The sequence below is a fragment of the Kitasatospora sp. NPDC051984 genome (assembly GCF_044593455.1).
Lineage (GTDB): Bacteria > Actinomycetota > Actinomycetes > Streptomycetales > Streptomycetaceae > Kitasatospora.
This window is the reverse complement of record NZ_JBIUCB010000029.1, coordinates 53,434-68,931: the sequence shown is the minus strand read 5'-3', so window position 1 is coordinate 68,931 and position 15,498 is coordinate 53,434. Positions and strand designations below refer to the sequence as shown.

The window sequence follows — 15,498 nt, the reverse complement described above, 5'->3', positions numbered from 1 at the left end:
TCGCCACCATCGCGGGCTCCGAACTCGGCCGCGGCCGCGGCGGCCCGCGCTGCATGAGCTGCCCCATCCAGCGCGACCCCGCCAACTGACCGACCGCGACCGACGCCAACCGACCGACGCCAACCGACCGACGCCAACCGACCGACGCCAACCGACCGGCAAGGAGAACCCGTCATGACCGCCGACCTCAACGGCCGCCACTACCTGCGTGAACTCGACTTCACCGCCGCCGAGATCCACCACCTCCTCGACCTCGCCGCCGAACTGAAGGCCGCCCGGCGCGCGGGCACCGAAACGCCCCGACTGACCGGCCGCCGGATCGCCCTGATCTTCGAGAAGGCCTCCACCCGGACCCGCTGCGCCTTCGAGGTCGCGGCGGCCGACCAGGGCGCCATGACCACCTACCTCGGCCCGGACGGGTCGCACATCGGCCACAAGGAGACCATCGCCGACACCGCCCGCGTCCTGGGCCGGATGTACGACGCCATCGAGTACCGCGGCTTCGACCAGGACGCCGTCACCGAACTCGCCGCCCACGCCGGCGTCCCCGTCTACAACGGCCTCACCGACCGGTGGCACCCGACCCAGAGCCTGTGCGACGTGTTCACGATGCGCGAGCACAGCCGCAAGCCGCTGGAGGAGATCTCCTTCTGCTACCTCGGCGACGCCCGCAACAACACCGCCCACTCCCTGATGGCCATGGGCGCCCTGCTCGGAATGGACGTCCGCATCGCCGCCCCGCGCGAGCTGTGGCCCGACCCGGAGCTGGTGTCCGAGTGCCTGCTGCTCGGTCAGGAGAGCGGCGCCCGGTTCCTGTTGACCGACGAGGTGGAGGAGGCCGTGCGCGGCGCCGACTTCCTGTACACGGACGTGTGGGTGTCCATGGGAGAGGACCACGCCCGGTGGGCCGAGCGGATCGCGCTGCTCCTGCCGTACCAGGTCAACGCGAAGACAATGGCGGCGACCGGCAACCCCGACACCGCGTTCCTGCACTGCCTGCCCGCCCTGCACGACCGCCGCACCGACCTCGGCGCCGAACTCGCCACCGAACACGGGCTCGACGGCCTCGAAGTCACCGACGAGGTCTTCGAGTCACCCGCCTCGCTGGTCTTCGACCAGGCCGAGAACCGGCTGCACACCATCAAGGCCGTCCTCGTCGCCACCCTCGGGGAGAAGTGACCATGCGCATACGGCCTGATCACTCCCGCCGACCAGTAGCGCGGGTGAAAGCGGGCTCGATTGCGGGGACTTGACCCGCGCCAGAGCGGAGCGCCGGAAGCGGGTTCGACCGCTTCCGTCGCCGTCGCCGCCGGCCAGGTCGAGCAGGCGCTGGTCGTGCCGCAGCATGGCCAGGACGAGCACCGACAGGGTCCCCATTCCCGGGCCTTACGTCCCGGCGGCGGGCGGTGGGCCGGGGACGTTCGAGCGAGGCACAGGACGGGCAGGGACCACCGGCCCGTTCCCCGTGCAGAATGTGGCCTGTTCGGCCCTGCGGAGGATCCGGCCGCGGGGCGACGATGAGGGCCGACCGCCCGCCGGCGGTCGGTGAAGCCGGCAGACTCCGAGGAGAGCGCAGCCATGTCCGACACCCCCAGTTCGGCCCCCGGTGGACCGTCCGACGAGGAGGTCCGGGCGCTCGACGCCCACTGGCGGGCCGCCAACTACCTCGCGGCGGGCCAGATCTACCTGATGGCCAACCCGCTGCTGCGCGAGCCGCTGCGCCCGGAGCACATCAAGCCCCGCCTGCTGGGCCACTGGGGCACCTCGCCCGGCCTGAACCTGGTCCACACCCACCTCAACCGCGTGATCAAGGCCCGGGGCCTGGACGCGGTCTGCGTCTGGGGACCCGGGCACGGCGGGCCCGCCGTGCTGGCGAACTCCTGGCTCGACGGCAGCTACACCGAGACCTACCCGAGCGTCACCCGGGACGCGGACGGCATGGCCCGGCTGTTCCGGCAGTTCTCCTTCCCCGGCGGCGTGCCCAGCCACGTCGCCCCCGAGACACCGGGTTCCATCCACGAGGGCGGAGAACTCGGCTACGCGCTGTCGCACGCCTACGGCGCCGCCTTCGACAACCCCGGCCTGCTGGTCGCCTGCGTCATCGGCGACGGCGAGGCCGAGACCGGACCTCTGGCGGCCTCCTGGCACGGCAACAAGTTCCTCGACCCGGTGCACGACGGCGCCGTCCTGCCGATCCTGCACCTCAACGGCTACAAGATCGCCAACCCGACCGTCCTGGCCCGGCTGCCCGAGGCGGAACTCGACGCACTCCTGCGCGGCTACGGCCACGACCCGCTGTACGTCACCGGCGAGGACCCGCTCACCGTCCACCGGGCCATGGCCGAGGCCATGGACACCGCACTGGAGCGGATCGCCGCCCTCCAGCACGAGGCCCGCGCCGAGGGCAGCACCCGCCGACCGCACTGGCCCCTCATCGTGCTGCGCACCCCCAAGGGCTGGACCGGCCCGGCCGTGGTGGACGGACTGCCGGTCGAGGGCACCTGGCGCGCTCACCAGGTCCCGCTCGACCAGGTCCGCGACAACCCCGCGCACCTGCGGCAGTTGGAGGAGTGGCTGCGCTCCTACCGGCCGGAGGAGCTCTTCGACGAGAACGGCCACCCGGCGGCGCCGGTCCTCGACTGCGTCCCCGAAGGCCAACGTCGCCTCGGCGCCAACCCGCACGCCAACGGCGGCCTGCTGCTGCGCGACCTGCCGATGCCGCCGCTGGAGCGCTACGCCGTACCCGTGGACAAGCCCGGCGCCACCCTGCACGAGCCGACCCGGGTCCTGGGCGACCTGCTGGCCCAGGTGATGGCGGACACCGCCGAGCGCCGAGACTTCCGCCTGGTCGGCCCGGACGAGACCGCCTCCAACCGGCTCCAGGCCGTCTACGCGGCCACCGGCAAGGCCTGGCAGGCGCAGACCCTGCCCGTCGACGAACACCTCGCCCCCGACGGCCGGGTGATGGAGATCCTCTCCGAACACACCTGCCAGGGCTGGCTGGAGGGCTACCTCCTCACCGGCCGCCACGGCCTGTTCTCGTGCTACGAGGCCTTCGTCCACATCGTCGACTCCATGGTCAACCAGCACATCAAGTGGCTGCGCACCACCCGTGCCCTGCCCTGGCGCGCCCCCATCGCCTCGCTCAACTACCTGCTCACCTCGCACGTCTGGCGCCAGGACCACAACGGCTTCTCGCACCAGGACCCCGGCTTCGTCGACCACGTCCTCAACAAGAGCCCCGAAGCCGTCCGGGTCTACTTCCCGCCGGACGCCAACACCCTGCTCGCCACCGCCGACCACGTCCTGCGCAGCCGCGACTACGTCAACGTCGTGGTCGCCGGCAAGCAGCCCTGCTTCGACTGGCTCACCCTCGACCAGGCCCGCGTCCACTGCGCCCGGGGCGCCGGGATCTGGGAGTGGGCCGGCACCGAGGACGGCACCCGCGAACCCGACGTCGTGCTCGCCTGCGCCGGGGACGTTCCCACCCAGGAGGTCCTTGCGGCCGCCCAGCTGCTCCGTACCCATCTGCCCGACCTGGCCGTCCGAGTGGTCAACGTGGTCGACCTGGCCCGGCTGATGCCCGCCGAGGAGCACCCGCACGGCATGCCCGACGCGGAGTTCGACGCCCTGTTCGGCCGCGACCGACCGGTGATCTTCGCCTACCACGGCTACCCGTGGCTGATCCACCGCCTCGCCTACCGCCGCGCCGTCCACCCCCACCTGCACGTGCGCGGGTACAAGGAGTCGGGCACCACCACGACGCCCTTCGACATGGTGGTCCGCAACGACCTCGACCGCTACCGGCTCGTCATGGACGTCATCGACCGGGTGCCCGGCCTCGCCGCCCGGGCCGCCGCCCTGCGCCAGGAGATGGCCGACCGGCGCACCCGCCACCACGACTGGATCCGGGAGCACGGCACCGACCTGCCCGAGATCACCGACTGGACCTGGTAGAGCTGACGTGCGACCAAGGGGGGCCGACCGTCAGGAGACCAGCACCGTGGACCTACCCGTCGCCGTCGGAGTGGACGCGGTCGTCCCGCACGACTGATCCGTCCGCACCGAGGTGGCCGTGGTACCGACGAACGGGCCGGTACCACGGCCACCGGCGTTCCGGCGCGCAGTCCGGGGGCAGTGGTCCACGGGTGAGGGATCTTCGGCCTTCGGTGTGCCCCACTGGCCGGGCCCCCGGCGGAGGCTTCCCCGTCGGGGAGCCTCGTTCTCGCGCGCCCGGGAGCCGAAGTGCCGTGGCGGGTGGGCACCGCGGCCCGACACGGTGCGCCGGCCTTGGTCCGGCTGCCCCGGCCGGCAGCGATGTCTGCCGGTGCGGTGGCGGAGATCAGGGGCGCGCCGAGCCGGAAACCGCCGGAGCCGACGACACCTTCCCCGTGGCGGGGGCGGTGCCGCCGGCTCCGGCAGCGGGGCCCCGGCGTGCGGTGCTTCCGGGACGGCGGTGGGGGCTCAGCGGAGCCAGGCGTGCTCGCGGACGACCGGGAGGGCGGCCCAGCGGCGCCCCAGCCCCCAGGTGTCGCCGGCGCCGAGGGCGGCCAGCGCGAGGAGCAGCAGAGCGTAGACGACGTGGTAGTCGACGACGGGGTTGCTGGAGCCGCTGGCGGCGCCGTTGGCGAGGTGGCGGGCGGGCGGCCACTCGGCGGCCCACATCATGGCCAGCAGCAGGGTGCCGCCACCGGCGGCGACGCGCATCCCGACGCCGCCGACGAAGGCGAGGCCGATGCCGAGCAAGCCGAGCATGAACAGCCAGTCGGCCCAGGCCTGCCCGGCCCAGGCGTGGAAGGTGGACTGGAGCGGACCGGCCGAGACGTGGCTGAGGAAGCCCTTCGTCGGGGAGCCGCCGTTGAGCCAGGAGCCGGCCTCTCCGGTGGCGTAGCCGAGGCCGAACGTCTTGTCGAGGAACGCCCAGAGGAAGACGGAGCCGACGGTGATCCTGGCGCCCGCGACCGCGAGCCCTGCCCCGGTGGTCAGGGCGACGGTGCCTGATGCCTCCCCGGAGCGCCGGGTCGCGACCGGGCGCCGGCCCGTGGTGAGACGGTGGGTGAACCGGAGGAGGTGCGGGTGGTGGACGGCCATGGCGAGCTCTCCTTGTCGATTTCACGGTGGATCGGTCGTTTTGTGGTGCTGGGACAGGACCGTCGGCCGGGCCCCGAGGTGCCGGGGCCGGGTCGTGCGGGTGGAGCGGGGAGGCGGTCGGTGCCCGCCTCCCCGGTGTGAGCCGGTCGGGGCTACTTGCGGTGCATGGTGTGCAGGGCCTGGCCGAGGACGTGCGGGTCGTGGTGGCCCTTGTGGACGGCCGGGGGCTGCCGGTCGAGGCCGAGGAGCTGTGCGACGGCGGTCCAGGCGGTGCGTACGGAGTACTCGACGGTGAAGACGACGTCGTCGGGTACCTCGGCGTACTGGCCGATGAAGGCGAGGTTGGTGGAGCCCTTCGGGACCACCTGGGGCCGGTCGCCGTGGCTCCGTGCCAGGAACTGGCTGGTGATGTACGGCATCAGGCAGGGGACGACGGTCGAGGTTCCCGCGATCTTCTCGGCGGTGTCGGGATCGACGGCCAGGTGCTGGAGGACCTCCTGGAGGATCTCCGCGCCGCTGCACTCCCGCATCGGCTTCTGGACGAAGGTGCCGGGCTTGTCGGGGAAGAGGCCGTAGCCCCACCACACGGATACGTCCTCGGGCTGCTGCTGGTAGACCGGCTGGCGGTTGACGACGACGGTGAGCAGCCACGGGGAGTCGGTGAGGGTGAGCAGGCCGCCGCGGCCGGTCGGGCGGCCGGTGAACGTCTCCATCCAGTCGAGGAAGGCGGGGTCCTTGGCAGTGACGGTGAAGGACTCCCAGGTGGAGTCCTTGGGGCTGCGGTCGAACACCTCGGGGTTGCCGAAGTCCTCGCGCCCGTGGGCGATCCGGTGCCACAGCAGGAAGGAGTCGGGGCTGCGGGAGGTGTCCGGGCCGGGCGGCGGGGCGGTGTGGGAGCCGAGGACGGAGTCGGCGGTCATCGAGCCGTTGGTGACGAACACGAGGTCGTCCTCGGCCACGGGGAGGTCGGCGTGCGCGCCTGCGAAGTGGATGCGCTCGACGCTCGTGCCCGGCCCGCTCCGGAAGGCCAGGTCCGCGACCCGGCGGCCGATGTGGATGTGGACCCCCTGCTCCACGAGCCAGGCCGTGAGCGGTCGGACGATCGAGTCGTACTGGTTGTAGCGGGTCCGGTAGATCCCGGACATCGTCTCGAACTCCGGGAAGAGGTGGACGAAGCGCTTGAGGTAGCGCCGGAACTCGATGGCGCTGTGCCACGGCTCGAACGCGAAGGTGGTGCACCACATGTACCAGAAGTCGGTGGTGAAGAAGCCCTCGTCGAAGCAGTCGGTGATGCGCTTGCCGTCCAGCAGCCGCTCGGGCGTGGCCAGGCACTTGACCAGTTCGAGCCGGTGGTGTTCGGAGAATCCCATGGTGTGTCCGTCGCAGATCTCGCCACCTGCGCGCACCAGGCGGGCGGTGTCGTCCCAAGGGGATTCGTCGTGCGAGTCGAAGATGTCCTGGGTGGCCGACTTCGAGGGGTCGTCCAGCGACGGAACGCCGGACAACAGGTCGAACGTGCAGCGGAACTGCGCCTCGAACATCCGGCCGCCGCGCATCGTGTACCCCGCCTCCGGAGTACCGCCCGCGTCCAGGCTGCCGCCGACTTCGTCCTGCGCCTCGTAGACGTGGATGTCGCCGCCGGCGAAACCCGCGTCCCGGATGAGGAAGGCTGCTGCGGACAGGGCGGCGATGCCGCCTCCGACCAGATGGGCCTTGGGCATCGGATGTCTCCTCAACTGTCGTGCACTGAACCGCCATCAGCTGGATGAGTGGCGACCCCGGCGGTTGGCGCCGGGCGATCGACTCCATCGATCGGGGGTGCTGACGACAGCTTGCTCCCGGGCCGGCCGACGGGTCGTTGGGCCGTTGGGCGCCGGTGGTGGAACGACGGTCCCGATGGCGTCCCGGATTCGCGGGACCGGCGGACCGGGACCTTCGGGTCCTGCCGCGAGGCTGGTCCATGTCCTGGAGCGGCCGCAGACCGATCCGGACGAGGACACCCCGCGACCGCTGGACGATCACCTCGGGGTCGGGGGCGACATCGTCCTGGCACAGGCACGCAAGCTCGTCGAGCAGTGGCACCCCGGCCTGGAGACCGAGACCCGCGCGGTCGACGGGCCGCGGGCGCGCGGGCTGCTGGAGCAGGCCGCGGACGCCTCGCTCCTGGCCGTCGGAGCCAAGCGTGGGCCGGTTGTCGAGCAGGTGCTCTCGCTCCCGCCGATCGGCGTCCCGCTCAGCTCCCCCGCCCCCTGCCAGGTGGCGGTCGTCCGCGAGACGGCGGACACCGCCGCGAATGCCCCCAGGTCGCTGGTCGTCGTCGGAGTGGACGGATCGCCGGGCTCCCCGGCCGTGGGAGCACTGCTGGACGAGGCCGCTCGGGCCCGGTGGCTCGTCGTCGGCTCGCGGGGCCTCGGCGGCTTCCGGGGGCTGCTCCTCGGGTCGGTGAGCCACGCTCCGGTCGAGTGCGCGGAGTGTCCACTGATCGTCGCCCCCCGCGCAAGGGGCGCTGAGGGGCATGGCGCGGATTCCGGCCTCGGCCGCTCACGCGGCGTCCGGGCGGGACCGGCGGCCCCGAGACCGCACCGCACGGCATTCCCTTCGGCAAGGAACTCACGGCCCTGTGCCGGGCAAGGGCCGGGCTGAAGGTCCCGGCCTCCGGGACCCGTCCGGTCCTTCGCAACAGTCGCCGCCATGCCGATGGTTGAGACCGAACGAGAATACGAAGGAGAAGACACGTGAGCGAGCAGACCGGACCTGAGCGGCGGATCGTGGTCGGTGTCGACGGATCGCCGGCATCGGTCGACGCGCTCCGGTGGGCCGTCGGCCAGGCCCGCACGCGGGGCGCCGTGGTGGAGGCCCTGATCGCGTGGCAGCATCCGGTGGCCACCGGGTGGACGGTGCCGATCGAGTCCTACGAGGACCTCCCGGGCATCGCGCGGAAGACCCTCGACGACAGCGTCAGCGAGGCGACCGGTTCCGACGCCCCGGTCGAGATCAGGACCCGGGTGCAGGAGGGTGGCGCCGCCGAGTGCCTGCTGGACGCGGCCCGCGGCGCCGAACTCCTGGTCGTCGGCAGCCGGGGCCACGGCGGTTTCACCGGCGCCCTGCTCGGCTCGGTCGGCCAGCACTGCGTCCACCACGCGCCCTGCCCGGTCGTCGTGGTCCGCCACCCCAAGGAATGACGCGCACACCCCGTAACCGCTGCGCGGCCGGGTCGCCGACCTGAAAGGAGCGAACCGACCATGCGACACCGGGGTCGAGCGGGGGCCGAGGTGCCGGCGGCGCGCGTGGGGGGCGAACCGCGCTGCGATCGAAGCGCGGGGGGCTTGGGGTCGGGTTCTTCGGTCGGAGCCCATGACCGTCGGCGCGGATCGGTCCTTGCCGGGTGTTGGTGGTGTCGGTGGCGCGTTGGTGGATCGGGTGTCCTCGCCTCTGGACCTGCACTCTCCGCCTTCCTAACATGAGCACTGCTCGCATTTTGTGACTCGTGTTGTGTGGAAGGACCCTCATGACGGACCGTTACGACCTCCCCGCCGGCTTCCGCTGGGGCGCCTCCACCGCCGCGTACCAGATCGAGGGGGCGGTCGACGAGGACGGCCGGGGCCCGTCGGTCTGGGACACCTTCTGCGACCGTCCCGGCGCTGTGAAGAACGGCGACAGCGGGCGGGAGGCCTGCGACCACTACCACCGCTGGCCCGAGGACGTGGAGTTGATGCGCGGACTCGGGCTCGACACCTACCGGTTCTCGCTCGCCTGGCCGCGCGTCCAGCCCACCGGCCGGGGCCCCGCCAACGTCGCCGGGCTCGACTTCTACGACCGCCTGGTCGACGGGCTGCTCGCGGCCGGCATCACGCCGCTGCCCACCCTGTTCCACTGGGACCTGCCGCAGGCGCTGGAGGACGAGGGCGGCTGGATGCAACGGGAAACCGCTTTCCGTTTCGCCGAGTACGCGTCCGTGGTGGCAGGCCGGCTCGGCGACCGCGTCCCCGCCTGGATCACCCTCAACGAGCCCTTCGTGCACATGGTCTACGGCTACGCCCTGGGCATCCACGCGCCCGGCCACAGCATGATGCTCGACGCCCTCCCGGCCGCCCACCACCAGCTGCTCGCCCACGGCCTGGCCGCCGCCGAGCTGCGCTCCCGCGGCCTCGACGTCCTGATCGCCAACAACCTGACGCCCGTCCGGGCCGCGACCGATTCGGCCGAGGACCGGGCCGCCGCCGACGCCTACGACGCCCTGCACAACCGGCTGTTCACGGACCCGCTGCTGCTCGGCCGATACCCCGACCTGTCCGCGTACGGCGTGGGGGAGGACCTGCACGGCAGCGTCCGCGACGGCGATCTCGCGCTGATCGCCGGCCCCGGCCTCGACGGACTGGGCGTCAACTACTACAACCCCACCCGCATCGCCGCCCCCACCGACCCGGGGCTCCCGTTCGCCGAGGCCCCCATTGACGGCGTCCCCCGCACCCACTTCGGCTGGCCCGTGGTCCCGGACGGCCTGCGCGAACTCCTGCTGCTCCTCCGGGACCGCTACGGCGCCGCGCTGCCCCCGATCACCGTCACCGAGAGCGGCTGCTCCACCGACGACACCCTCGACGACACCTTCCGCATCGACTACCTCGCCGGCCACCTCGACGCTCTGGCCCGCGCCGCCGCCGACGGCATCGACGTCCGCGGCTACTGCACCTGGTCCCTCCTCGACAACTTCGAATGGGCGGAGGGCTACAGCCAGCGCTTCGGGCTGGTCCACGTCGACTTCGCGACCCAGAAGCGCACGCCGAAGGCGTCGTACGGGTGGTACCGGGACCTGATCGCCCATCATCGAGGGGTGAATTCGCGGTAGTCGGTCAGTCGGGGCGGTGGCGGGTCGGATGACGTCCCGTCATTCGAGCTCGACGACGAGTGAGGCGTAGGACGGGATCATCACCTTCCGGGCGTAGCTGCGCGAAACGATCCGGTACGGGCGCCCCGCCGTGCAGACCGCCTCGACCATCCGGGCGATCTCGGCCCGCGCGACGGGTGCGCCCAGGCACAGGTGTCGGCCGGCGCCGAACCAGAGCTGGCGCGAGCGCGGGTCGTACGGGCGGGCCAGGTCGAAGCCGCCGGCCAGGTTGTCGGCTGCGTAGGTGACGAGGAGTATCCGCGCGTCCTTGCGCAGTCGGCGGCCGGCGATGGTGACGTCGGCGCTGACGTGCCGTCCGATCACCGGCGCGGGTGTGGTCACGCGCAGTCCCTCGCGGACCGCGTCGGGGATCAGCCCGGGGTCGGTCAGGAGCGGTTCCTGCTGCTCGGTGTCGTGGATCAGTGCGACCGTGCGGGCCATTGCGCTCGCGGCGGTCTCGGTGCCCGCGACGAGCAGCAGCGAGGCGAGGCCGCCGGCCTCCTCCAGCGTGATCCCGGCTTCGCGGCAGCGGCCGAGCAGGGTGTCGGGTTCGGCACCGGCATAGGCCGCCGGGACGCCGCTGGTCAGCGACTTGACGATTTCCCTGGCCGCTTCGATCCGCTCGGGCGGCAGCTCGGTCGAGGCGGCCGTGTCGAGCGCGAGCGCCGCCAGCCGCTCGCCGGCGGCGAAGGTCTCGAGGTAGGCGGAATCCGGGCTGTCCGGAGGGAGTTGAAGGCCCAGCAGGTCGGTCATCAGGCGGCCGACGACGAGCCGGGCCGCCTTGGCCACGTCGACCTGCCCCCCGGCGGCAAGGCGCGCCGTGACATCGGTGTAGACCGGTCCGGCGGCCCGCTCGACCAGGGCGGCGGAGTTCTTCTCGGTGAACAGGTCACGGGCGCGTCTGCGCAGGTCCGCGTGTCCGGGGCCGTCGAAGAGCCGGGTGACGTACGGCCCGAGGATCTGTTCCCACAGGTGGCCCACGCCGCCCTCGCCGAGCAGGGTGAAGTGTTCGTGGTCGTTGAGGACGGCCCGGATCAGGGTGGGTTCGCTCGCCACCCAGCCGAGCCGGGGCACCCGTCGGATCGCTCCGAAGGGCCGTGCCATTGCGATCCTGGTCAGTGCCCACAGGGCGGGCCGGCTGGCCCACAGCAGTCTGCTCTCGTGTTGTGCCGCCGTTGTCGCGCGCATCGCCGCCCCCGCTGCCGCCCCGGTTGTCCGTTCGAGGAACCGTACCGTGGCCGGTCCCTGAAATCCCCTATGATTCAAGCGACTTGGGGGAGTCAAGGGTGCGGTGTCGAGGGAACCGGCAGCTGGTCGGGCAAGGCGGCGGGACACGGGCGGTGATGGCCGCGGAGGCGACCGGTGGCGCTGATCGGACCGGCCGGCGGAGTCTCGTTCGGCGTCCTCCTCGCGCAGTGGTGAACGTGGTCGAGAGGGGAGCATCAGTGACCGACCTGTGGGTGGTCGTGCCGGCCTACAACGAGGAGGCCTCGCTGCCTGCCACTCTGCGCGCGCTGGCGGAGCAGAGCGACGCGGACTTCGAGTGCGTGGTCGTGGACAACACCTCGACCGACCGGACCGCCGAGGTGGTCCGGGAGTTCGCCGTCACCGCCGGCTTCCCGCTGCACCTGATCACCGAGGCGCGCAAGGGCACCGGCGCGGCGGCGGACACCGGGATGCGGTTCGCGATCGAGGCCGGTGCCCGGTACCTGGCCCGCACCGACGCCGACTGCCTCCCGGTACCCGGCTGGACGGCGGCCGTGCGCCGCGGACTGGCCGGTGGGCTGGAACTGGTCACCGGCCAACTGAGGCCGCGCACCGACGAGTTCCGGCTCAAACTGTGGGAGCGGCGGCTGCTGCCGGCGGTGGTCGCGGTAGCGGCGTGGTTCGGCAGGTTCCGGCCCGGCAACCAGGACCCGCAGTACCTCGGCCGGTACTTGATGTGCCCCGGCTGCAACCTGGCCATCACCGCCGACCTCTACCAGCGCTGCGGCGGCTTCCCGCGCACCGCGATCGAGGAGACGCACGAGGACCGCGCTCTGGTGAACCGGGTGCGCAAGCTCACCGGGGCCTACGGGCAGGTCCCGGGGATGACGGTCTACGGTTCGGTGCGGCGGCTGCGCGCGTTCGGGCTGCGCAACACGCTGGCCTGGTACGCGGACCACCGGTACCGGCCGGACGTGATCGACGTCCGATGAAGCGTCAGGAACACGCCCGGGAGCGACGGGTACGGCCGGCCGCGCACCCATCGGCACGGGTGCCAGGGGCCGGGACGTGCACGGACCACGCACGGCTGGAGACCTGGCTCCGCGCGCTCTCCGCCCGCCGGGTGAAGGCCCTCAAGGCCGGACGGGCGGCATCAGATCGCTCTCGCTGATGGTGTACCTCAGTACGGGGTAGGTGAAATCCGTTTCGTGGTTCTCACGCCGTCGCAGTTGGAAGAATTCGCGTTCCTGCTCATCATCGGCCGGCACGAGCCGCGTACCCTGCGCGAGGTATGGGTGTCCGTCGTGGAACCGCACAAAGGTCTTCGACGTTCGAAATGTCACCCCCAGCCATTGGTTGTCCGCCGCCGGGACGGGTTTGTCCAGTACGATCTTGTGCCTGAGCCGCCGATTCGAGTCGACGGAGAATATGACGACACTGTTGTGGGTGAGCGGGATCTCGACCTTCTCGTCACTGGAGCCCTTCGATTCAAAGATCAGCTTTCTCGGCGGGCTCACTTCGGGGTGCTGATAACAGGAGAAGACGGCGATGAACGAATCGTCGGCCAGATCGAGGGCTTGGTCGGAGTGGCTTCCCATCGTCGTGCAGGAGTTCGTGTAGATCTCCATGAGAGCGTTGTTGAATCCGACCGAAAGCGCCGCGGCTTCCTGAATCTGCTGTGCCAGGCGTTCGTGCACGTCGCCGAAGTGCTGCGCCGGGCTGCCGTATCGAGTGGTGGTCCGTACGAGAGGCACGCCGTGCGCCTCATGGACCTTCGTGACCACGGCACCTCGTCGACCCCTTCCCACCTCTTCCAGGCGGGCCGACGCGGAAAGCTCCGTGAAGGGATTCTCCCCAGTGCGCAGGGTGCACGAGAGGATCTCGTCCGAGATCCTAGGCTCGAGGGGCAAGGTAGTCTCCCGTGTTCATGCTGAAGAGAAGCTCGTCGCCGTAATCGATGAAGGACGAGGTCCTGTTCTCCTCGGCGTACAGCCTTCGCAGTTCGTCCATGCCTGCCGGCGTGGGCGGCTCCAGTTCCAGCAGATCTCCGGCCGCTTTGAGGAACGTGTGGCCGTTCTTGTGAACGGCTTCGGAGTTCGAACAGCGCACCACGTATCCCAGGCGGGTCGGCAGCAACTCGGCGCCCAGTGGCGGAGGCTGGATTTCATGGGTGTACAGGCGATTGGTGGACAGCGGCATGAAGAACACGGAGCCGGGGTAGAGGGTCAGGCTGAATTGCAGGGGGAGTGCGACTTCGTTGCGCTTCCCGGCCGATTCCTTGAGTCGAAAGCGGAGCCTGGTCAGCCCGCTGGTGCCCCCCACGCCGTAGTCGAATTCGTTCTCGGTCAGGGGGTGCAGCTTGTCGAGCCGGTCGTAGAAGGTGCAGAAGGCCATGACGCCATTGACGGGCATGTCCTTGGTCTTGTCGGCATGAGCCGAGATCCTGGCCTTTGACTGCTTGCGCTCGGCCGTGGCGCCGGCGTTGTGGTAGATCTGAGCGAGGACGTGATTCAGCGCTGCCTGGTTCCGGAAGACGGCGGCGGCCTCGCGGTTCAGAGCCTCGACGATGCGCGTGTCGGTCGGGCGAAAGTTCTCGGTCGGTCCCGAGAGGTTCGTGGAGCACCGGAGCAGACGGAAATGCAGTTCCTCACCGTCTCGTGTGACGGGCGTCAGATAGATTCCGCTGCGATGGGCCGTTCCGGGTTTGGTGGACTCCGTCAGGGACTGGAAATCGTGCTCTGCGCGGATTCGTCCGAAGTGATCGGTGCCGGGGTCGAAGAAGCGGCGGTAGTACACGCCGGTGCCGTGTACGCGGATGGGAACCCGGCCGAGGTCGACGAGGGGCCAGGGCCCGTCGGCGTCCTCCTGGTAACCGTGTGACAGTTCCCGGACGACGAACACCCGGGCCGCCGCCCGCAGTCGGTGGGCGCTGATCCCGGATACATCGCCGCACAGGTAGACGGTCTTCTGCGCGACGTCGGGTGAACCGGAAGCGAGCTCCTCCGGCGTGATCGTGGACCCGAAGAAGTCCCGGACCAATTCATGATCCCGCAAGGTCGACGGCGCAACCAAGGTGTTGCCCGAATCGTCGATGCAGGCTTCTTCCGGCCCTGTCGCGTCCATCAAGCCGTACCTGCCATTTCTCACCCCGAGGCACGAACCGGCAGGGCCGACCGGATGGCCTGCCCACCTGTCCGGCCCATTCCATGAACTTCCGAACGGTCTTTTCGTTCGCGGCCGCCACGCGTCTTGGTGGATTGCGTGAAGTCGTCTACGCGGCTGGATCTTGATGCTCTCACGGGGGCCGGACCGTGGGCAACGAGTTCTGCCGCACCGGCGGCGCACGAGTCAGCCGGAGGGCGGTCCGGTGCCGGGCCGCGGTGGCTGGGCGTCGTGGGTGCGGATTTCCGCGGCGGCGCGGTGGAGTTCGGCGAGGACGGTGCGGACGGCCCGGCGTGCGGTGCGCTCCGGGCGGTGGAGGACGTCGATGCGGCGGCGGGCGTGCACTGCGGTGAGTGGGCGCAGGGCGACGCCGGGGTGTGTGCGGGTGGTCCAGCGTGGCAGCAGGGCCAGTCCGCCGCCGGCGGCGACGAGTTCGGCGACCACGGTGAATTCGTTGACGCGGTGGACGATGTCGAGGCGGCGGTTGGCGACGGCGGCGATGGCTTCGACGGTGGACATCAGCGGGAAGCCGTCGTGGACGGTGATCCAGGGCTGGTCGGCGACGTCCTGCGGGGTGAGGACGGTCCTGGTGGCGAGCGGGTGGCCGGTCGGCAGGGCGACGTCGAGTGGTTCCTGGAGCAGGGTGTTCGCGGTGACGGTGCGGGGCCAGGGCGGGCCGTGGTCGAGGCGGTGGGCGAGGACGAGGTCGTAGTCGCGGGTGAGGACGGGGAAGCGTTCCTGGGCGACGTCCTCGTCGGCGAGGCGGAGCCGCGGCCGGCCCGGCCCGGCGAAGCCGCGCAGCAGCGGGGGGAAGAAGGTGGTGGCCGCGCTGTGGAACGCCGCCAGCGAGACGTTGCCGTCGGGCTGGTCGGCGAACTCGTCGACGCTGTGCCGGGCCCGGGCCAGGGCCGTCTCCACCTCGATGGCCGCGCGGGCCAGGGCCTGGCCGGCTTCGGTCAGCACCACCCGGCGTCCGGCGCGTTCGGTGAGCGGGACGGGCAACGAGCGTTGCAGCAGGCGCAGTTGCTGGGAGATCGCGGAAGGCGTCACGTGCAGGGCCGCGGCGACCGCACTGACGCTGCCGAGTTCTCCCAGTTCCCGCAGGATCCGGAGTTGCCGCTCGTCCATGGACGGACAGTGTAGGGCTGCTACAG

The 15,498-nt window shown here is 71.1% G+C and carries 13 protein-coding genes; 7 read left to right on the top strand and 6 right to left on the bottom strand.

Annotated elements, in window-relative coordinates; all coding sequences use genetic code 11:
- The 3 genes from ACIHEI_RS33370 to ACIHEI_RS33360 all read left to right on the top strand — a co-directional run.
- The coding region (locus ACIHEI_RS33370) for an arginine deiminase family protein (protein WP_396609343.1) at positions 1 to 89 on the top strand (89 nt) is incomplete at its 5' end.
- A gap of 85 nt (positions 90 to 174) precedes the next feature.
- Positions 175 to 1,179 (top strand): ornithine carbamoyltransferase, encoded by a 1,005-nt coding sequence (gene argF, locus ACIHEI_RS33365; protein WP_396609341.1) that lies wholly within the window; start codon positions 175 to 177, stop codon positions 1,177 to 1,179.
- 399 nt (positions 1,180 to 1,578) lie between these two features.
- On the top strand, positions 1,579 to 3,957 hold the full coding sequence (locus tag ACIHEI_RS33360; protein ID WP_396609340.1) for a phosphoketolase: 2,379 nt from the start codon (positions 1,579 to 1,581) through the stop codon (positions 3,955 to 3,957).
- Between the two features lie 507 nt (positions 3,958 to 4,464).
- Here the strand turns inward: ACIHEI_RS33360 and ACIHEI_RS33355 are convergent.
- Positions 4,465 to 5,091 (bottom strand): hypothetical protein, encoded by a 627-nt coding sequence (locus ACIHEI_RS33355; RefSeq protein WP_396609339.1) that lies wholly within the window; start codon positions 5,089 to 5,091, stop codon positions 4,465 to 4,467.
- Positions 5,092 to 5,243: 152 nt separating this feature from the next.
- Complete coding sequence (locus ACIHEI_RS33350) at positions 5,244 to 6,812, bottom strand: oleate hydratase (protein WP_396609338.1); 1,569 nt, start codon at positions 6,810 to 6,812, stop codon at positions 5,244 to 5,246.
- Here ACIHEI_RS33350 and ACIHEI_RS33345 point away from each other — a divergent pair.
- The 3 genes from ACIHEI_RS33345 to ACIHEI_RS33335 all read left to right on the top strand — a co-directional run bounded on the left by ACIHEI_RS33345 (position 6,721) and on the right by ACIHEI_RS33335 (position 9,937).
- A complete protein-coding gene (locus ACIHEI_RS33345) occupies positions 6,721 to 7,734 on the top strand; it encodes a universal stress protein (RefSeq protein ID WP_396609337.1) in 1,014 nt (337 codons plus the stop codon). The genes ACIHEI_RS33350 and ACIHEI_RS33345 overlap by 92 nt on opposite strands.
- Before the next feature lie 92 nt (positions 7,735 to 7,826).
- The gene (locus ACIHEI_RS33340) at positions 7,827 to 8,273 is read left to right on the top strand and encodes a universal stress protein (RefSeq protein WP_396609336.1); all 447 of its coding nucleotides are present in this window, start codon (positions 7,827 to 7,829) and stop codon (positions 8,271 to 8,273) included.
- A gap of 326 nt (positions 8,274 to 8,599) precedes the next feature.
- On the top strand, positions 8,600 to 9,937 hold the full coding sequence (locus tag ACIHEI_RS33335) for a GH1 family beta-glucosidase (protein ID WP_396609335.1): 1,338 nt from the start codon (positions 8,600 to 8,602) through the stop codon (positions 9,935 to 9,937).
- Between the two features lie 39 nt (positions 9,938 to 9,976).
- On the opposite strand, the gene ACIHEI_RS33330 is transcribed toward ACIHEI_RS33335, so the two are convergent.
- Positions 9,977 to 11,080, bottom strand: coding sequence for a cytochrome P450 (locus ACIHEI_RS33330; protein ID WP_396609334.1), 1,104 nt, complete (start codon positions 11,078 to 11,080; stop codon positions 9,977 to 9,979).
- Positions 11,081 to 11,421: 341 nt separating this feature from the next.
- Here ACIHEI_RS33330 and ACIHEI_RS33325 point away from each other — a divergent pair, with 341 nt between their 5' ends.
- Positions 11,422 to 12,174 (top strand): glycosyltransferase family 2 protein, encoded by a 753-nt coding sequence (locus ACIHEI_RS33325; protein WP_396609333.1) that lies wholly within the window; start codon positions 11,422 to 11,424, stop codon positions 12,172 to 12,174.
- A 141-nt stretch (positions 12,175 to 12,315) separates the two neighbouring features.
- Here ACIHEI_RS33325 and ACIHEI_RS33320 read toward each other — a convergent pair whose 3' ends face one another.
- The 3 genes from ACIHEI_RS33320 to ACIHEI_RS33310 form a co-directional block, all read right to left on the bottom strand.
- Complete coding sequence (locus ACIHEI_RS33320; protein ID WP_396609332.1) at positions 12,316 to 13,092, bottom strand: alpha-ketoglutarate-dependent dioxygenase AlkB; 777 nt, start codon at positions 13,090 to 13,092, stop codon at positions 12,316 to 12,318.
- The gene (locus tag ACIHEI_RS33315) at positions 13,076 to 14,305 is read right to left on the bottom strand and encodes a hypothetical protein (protein ID WP_396609331.1); all 1,230 of its coding nucleotides are present in this window, start codon (positions 14,303 to 14,305) and stop codon (positions 13,076 to 13,078) included. The genes ACIHEI_RS33320 and ACIHEI_RS33315 overlap by 17 nt, the downstream gene beginning before the upstream one ends.
- A 225-nt stretch (positions 14,306 to 14,530) precedes the next feature.
- Entirely contained in the window at positions 14,531 to 15,472 is a 942-nt protein-coding gene (locus ACIHEI_RS33310) for a LysR family transcriptional regulator (protein ID WP_396609330.1), read from the bottom strand.
- Positions 15,473 to 15,498 lie beyond the last annotated feature (26 nt).

Coding starts and splice junctions, on each gene's coding strand:
- ACIHEI_RS33345 (WP_396609337.1), top strand. CDS start 6,721: ATGTCGCCGCCGGCGAAACCCGCGTCCCGGATGAGGAAGGCTGCTGCG.
- ACIHEI_RS33310 (WP_396609330.1), bottom strand. CDS start 15,472: ATGGACGAGCGGCAACTCCGGATCCTGCGGGAACTGGGAGAACTCGGC.
- ACIHEI_RS33355 (WP_396609339.1), bottom strand. CDS start 5,091: ATGGCCGTCCACCACCCGCACCTCCTCCGGTTCACCCACCGTCTCACC.
- ACIHEI_RS33335 (WP_396609335.1), top strand. CDS start 8,600: ATGACGGACCGTTACGACCTCCCCGCCGGCTTCCGCTGGGGCGCCTCC.
- ACIHEI_RS33350 (WP_396609338.1), bottom strand. CDS start 6,812: ATGCCCAAGGCCCATCTGGTCGGAGGCGGCATCGCCGCCCTGTCCGCA.
- ACIHEI_RS33330 (WP_396609334.1), bottom strand. CDS start 11,080: ATGGCACGGCCCTTCGGAGCGATCCGACGGGTGCCCCGGCTCGGCTGG.
- ACIHEI_RS33315 (WP_396609331.1), bottom strand. CDS start 14,305: ATGGACGCGACAGGGCCGGAAGAAGCCTGCATCGACGATTCGGGCAAC.
- ACIHEI_RS33360 (WP_396609340.1), top strand. CDS start 1,579: ATGTCCGACACCCCCAGTTCGGCCCCCGGTGGACCGTCCGACGAGGAG.
- argF (WP_396609341.1), top strand. CDS start 175: ATGACCGCCGACCTCAACGGCCGCCACTACCTGCGTGAACTCGACTTC.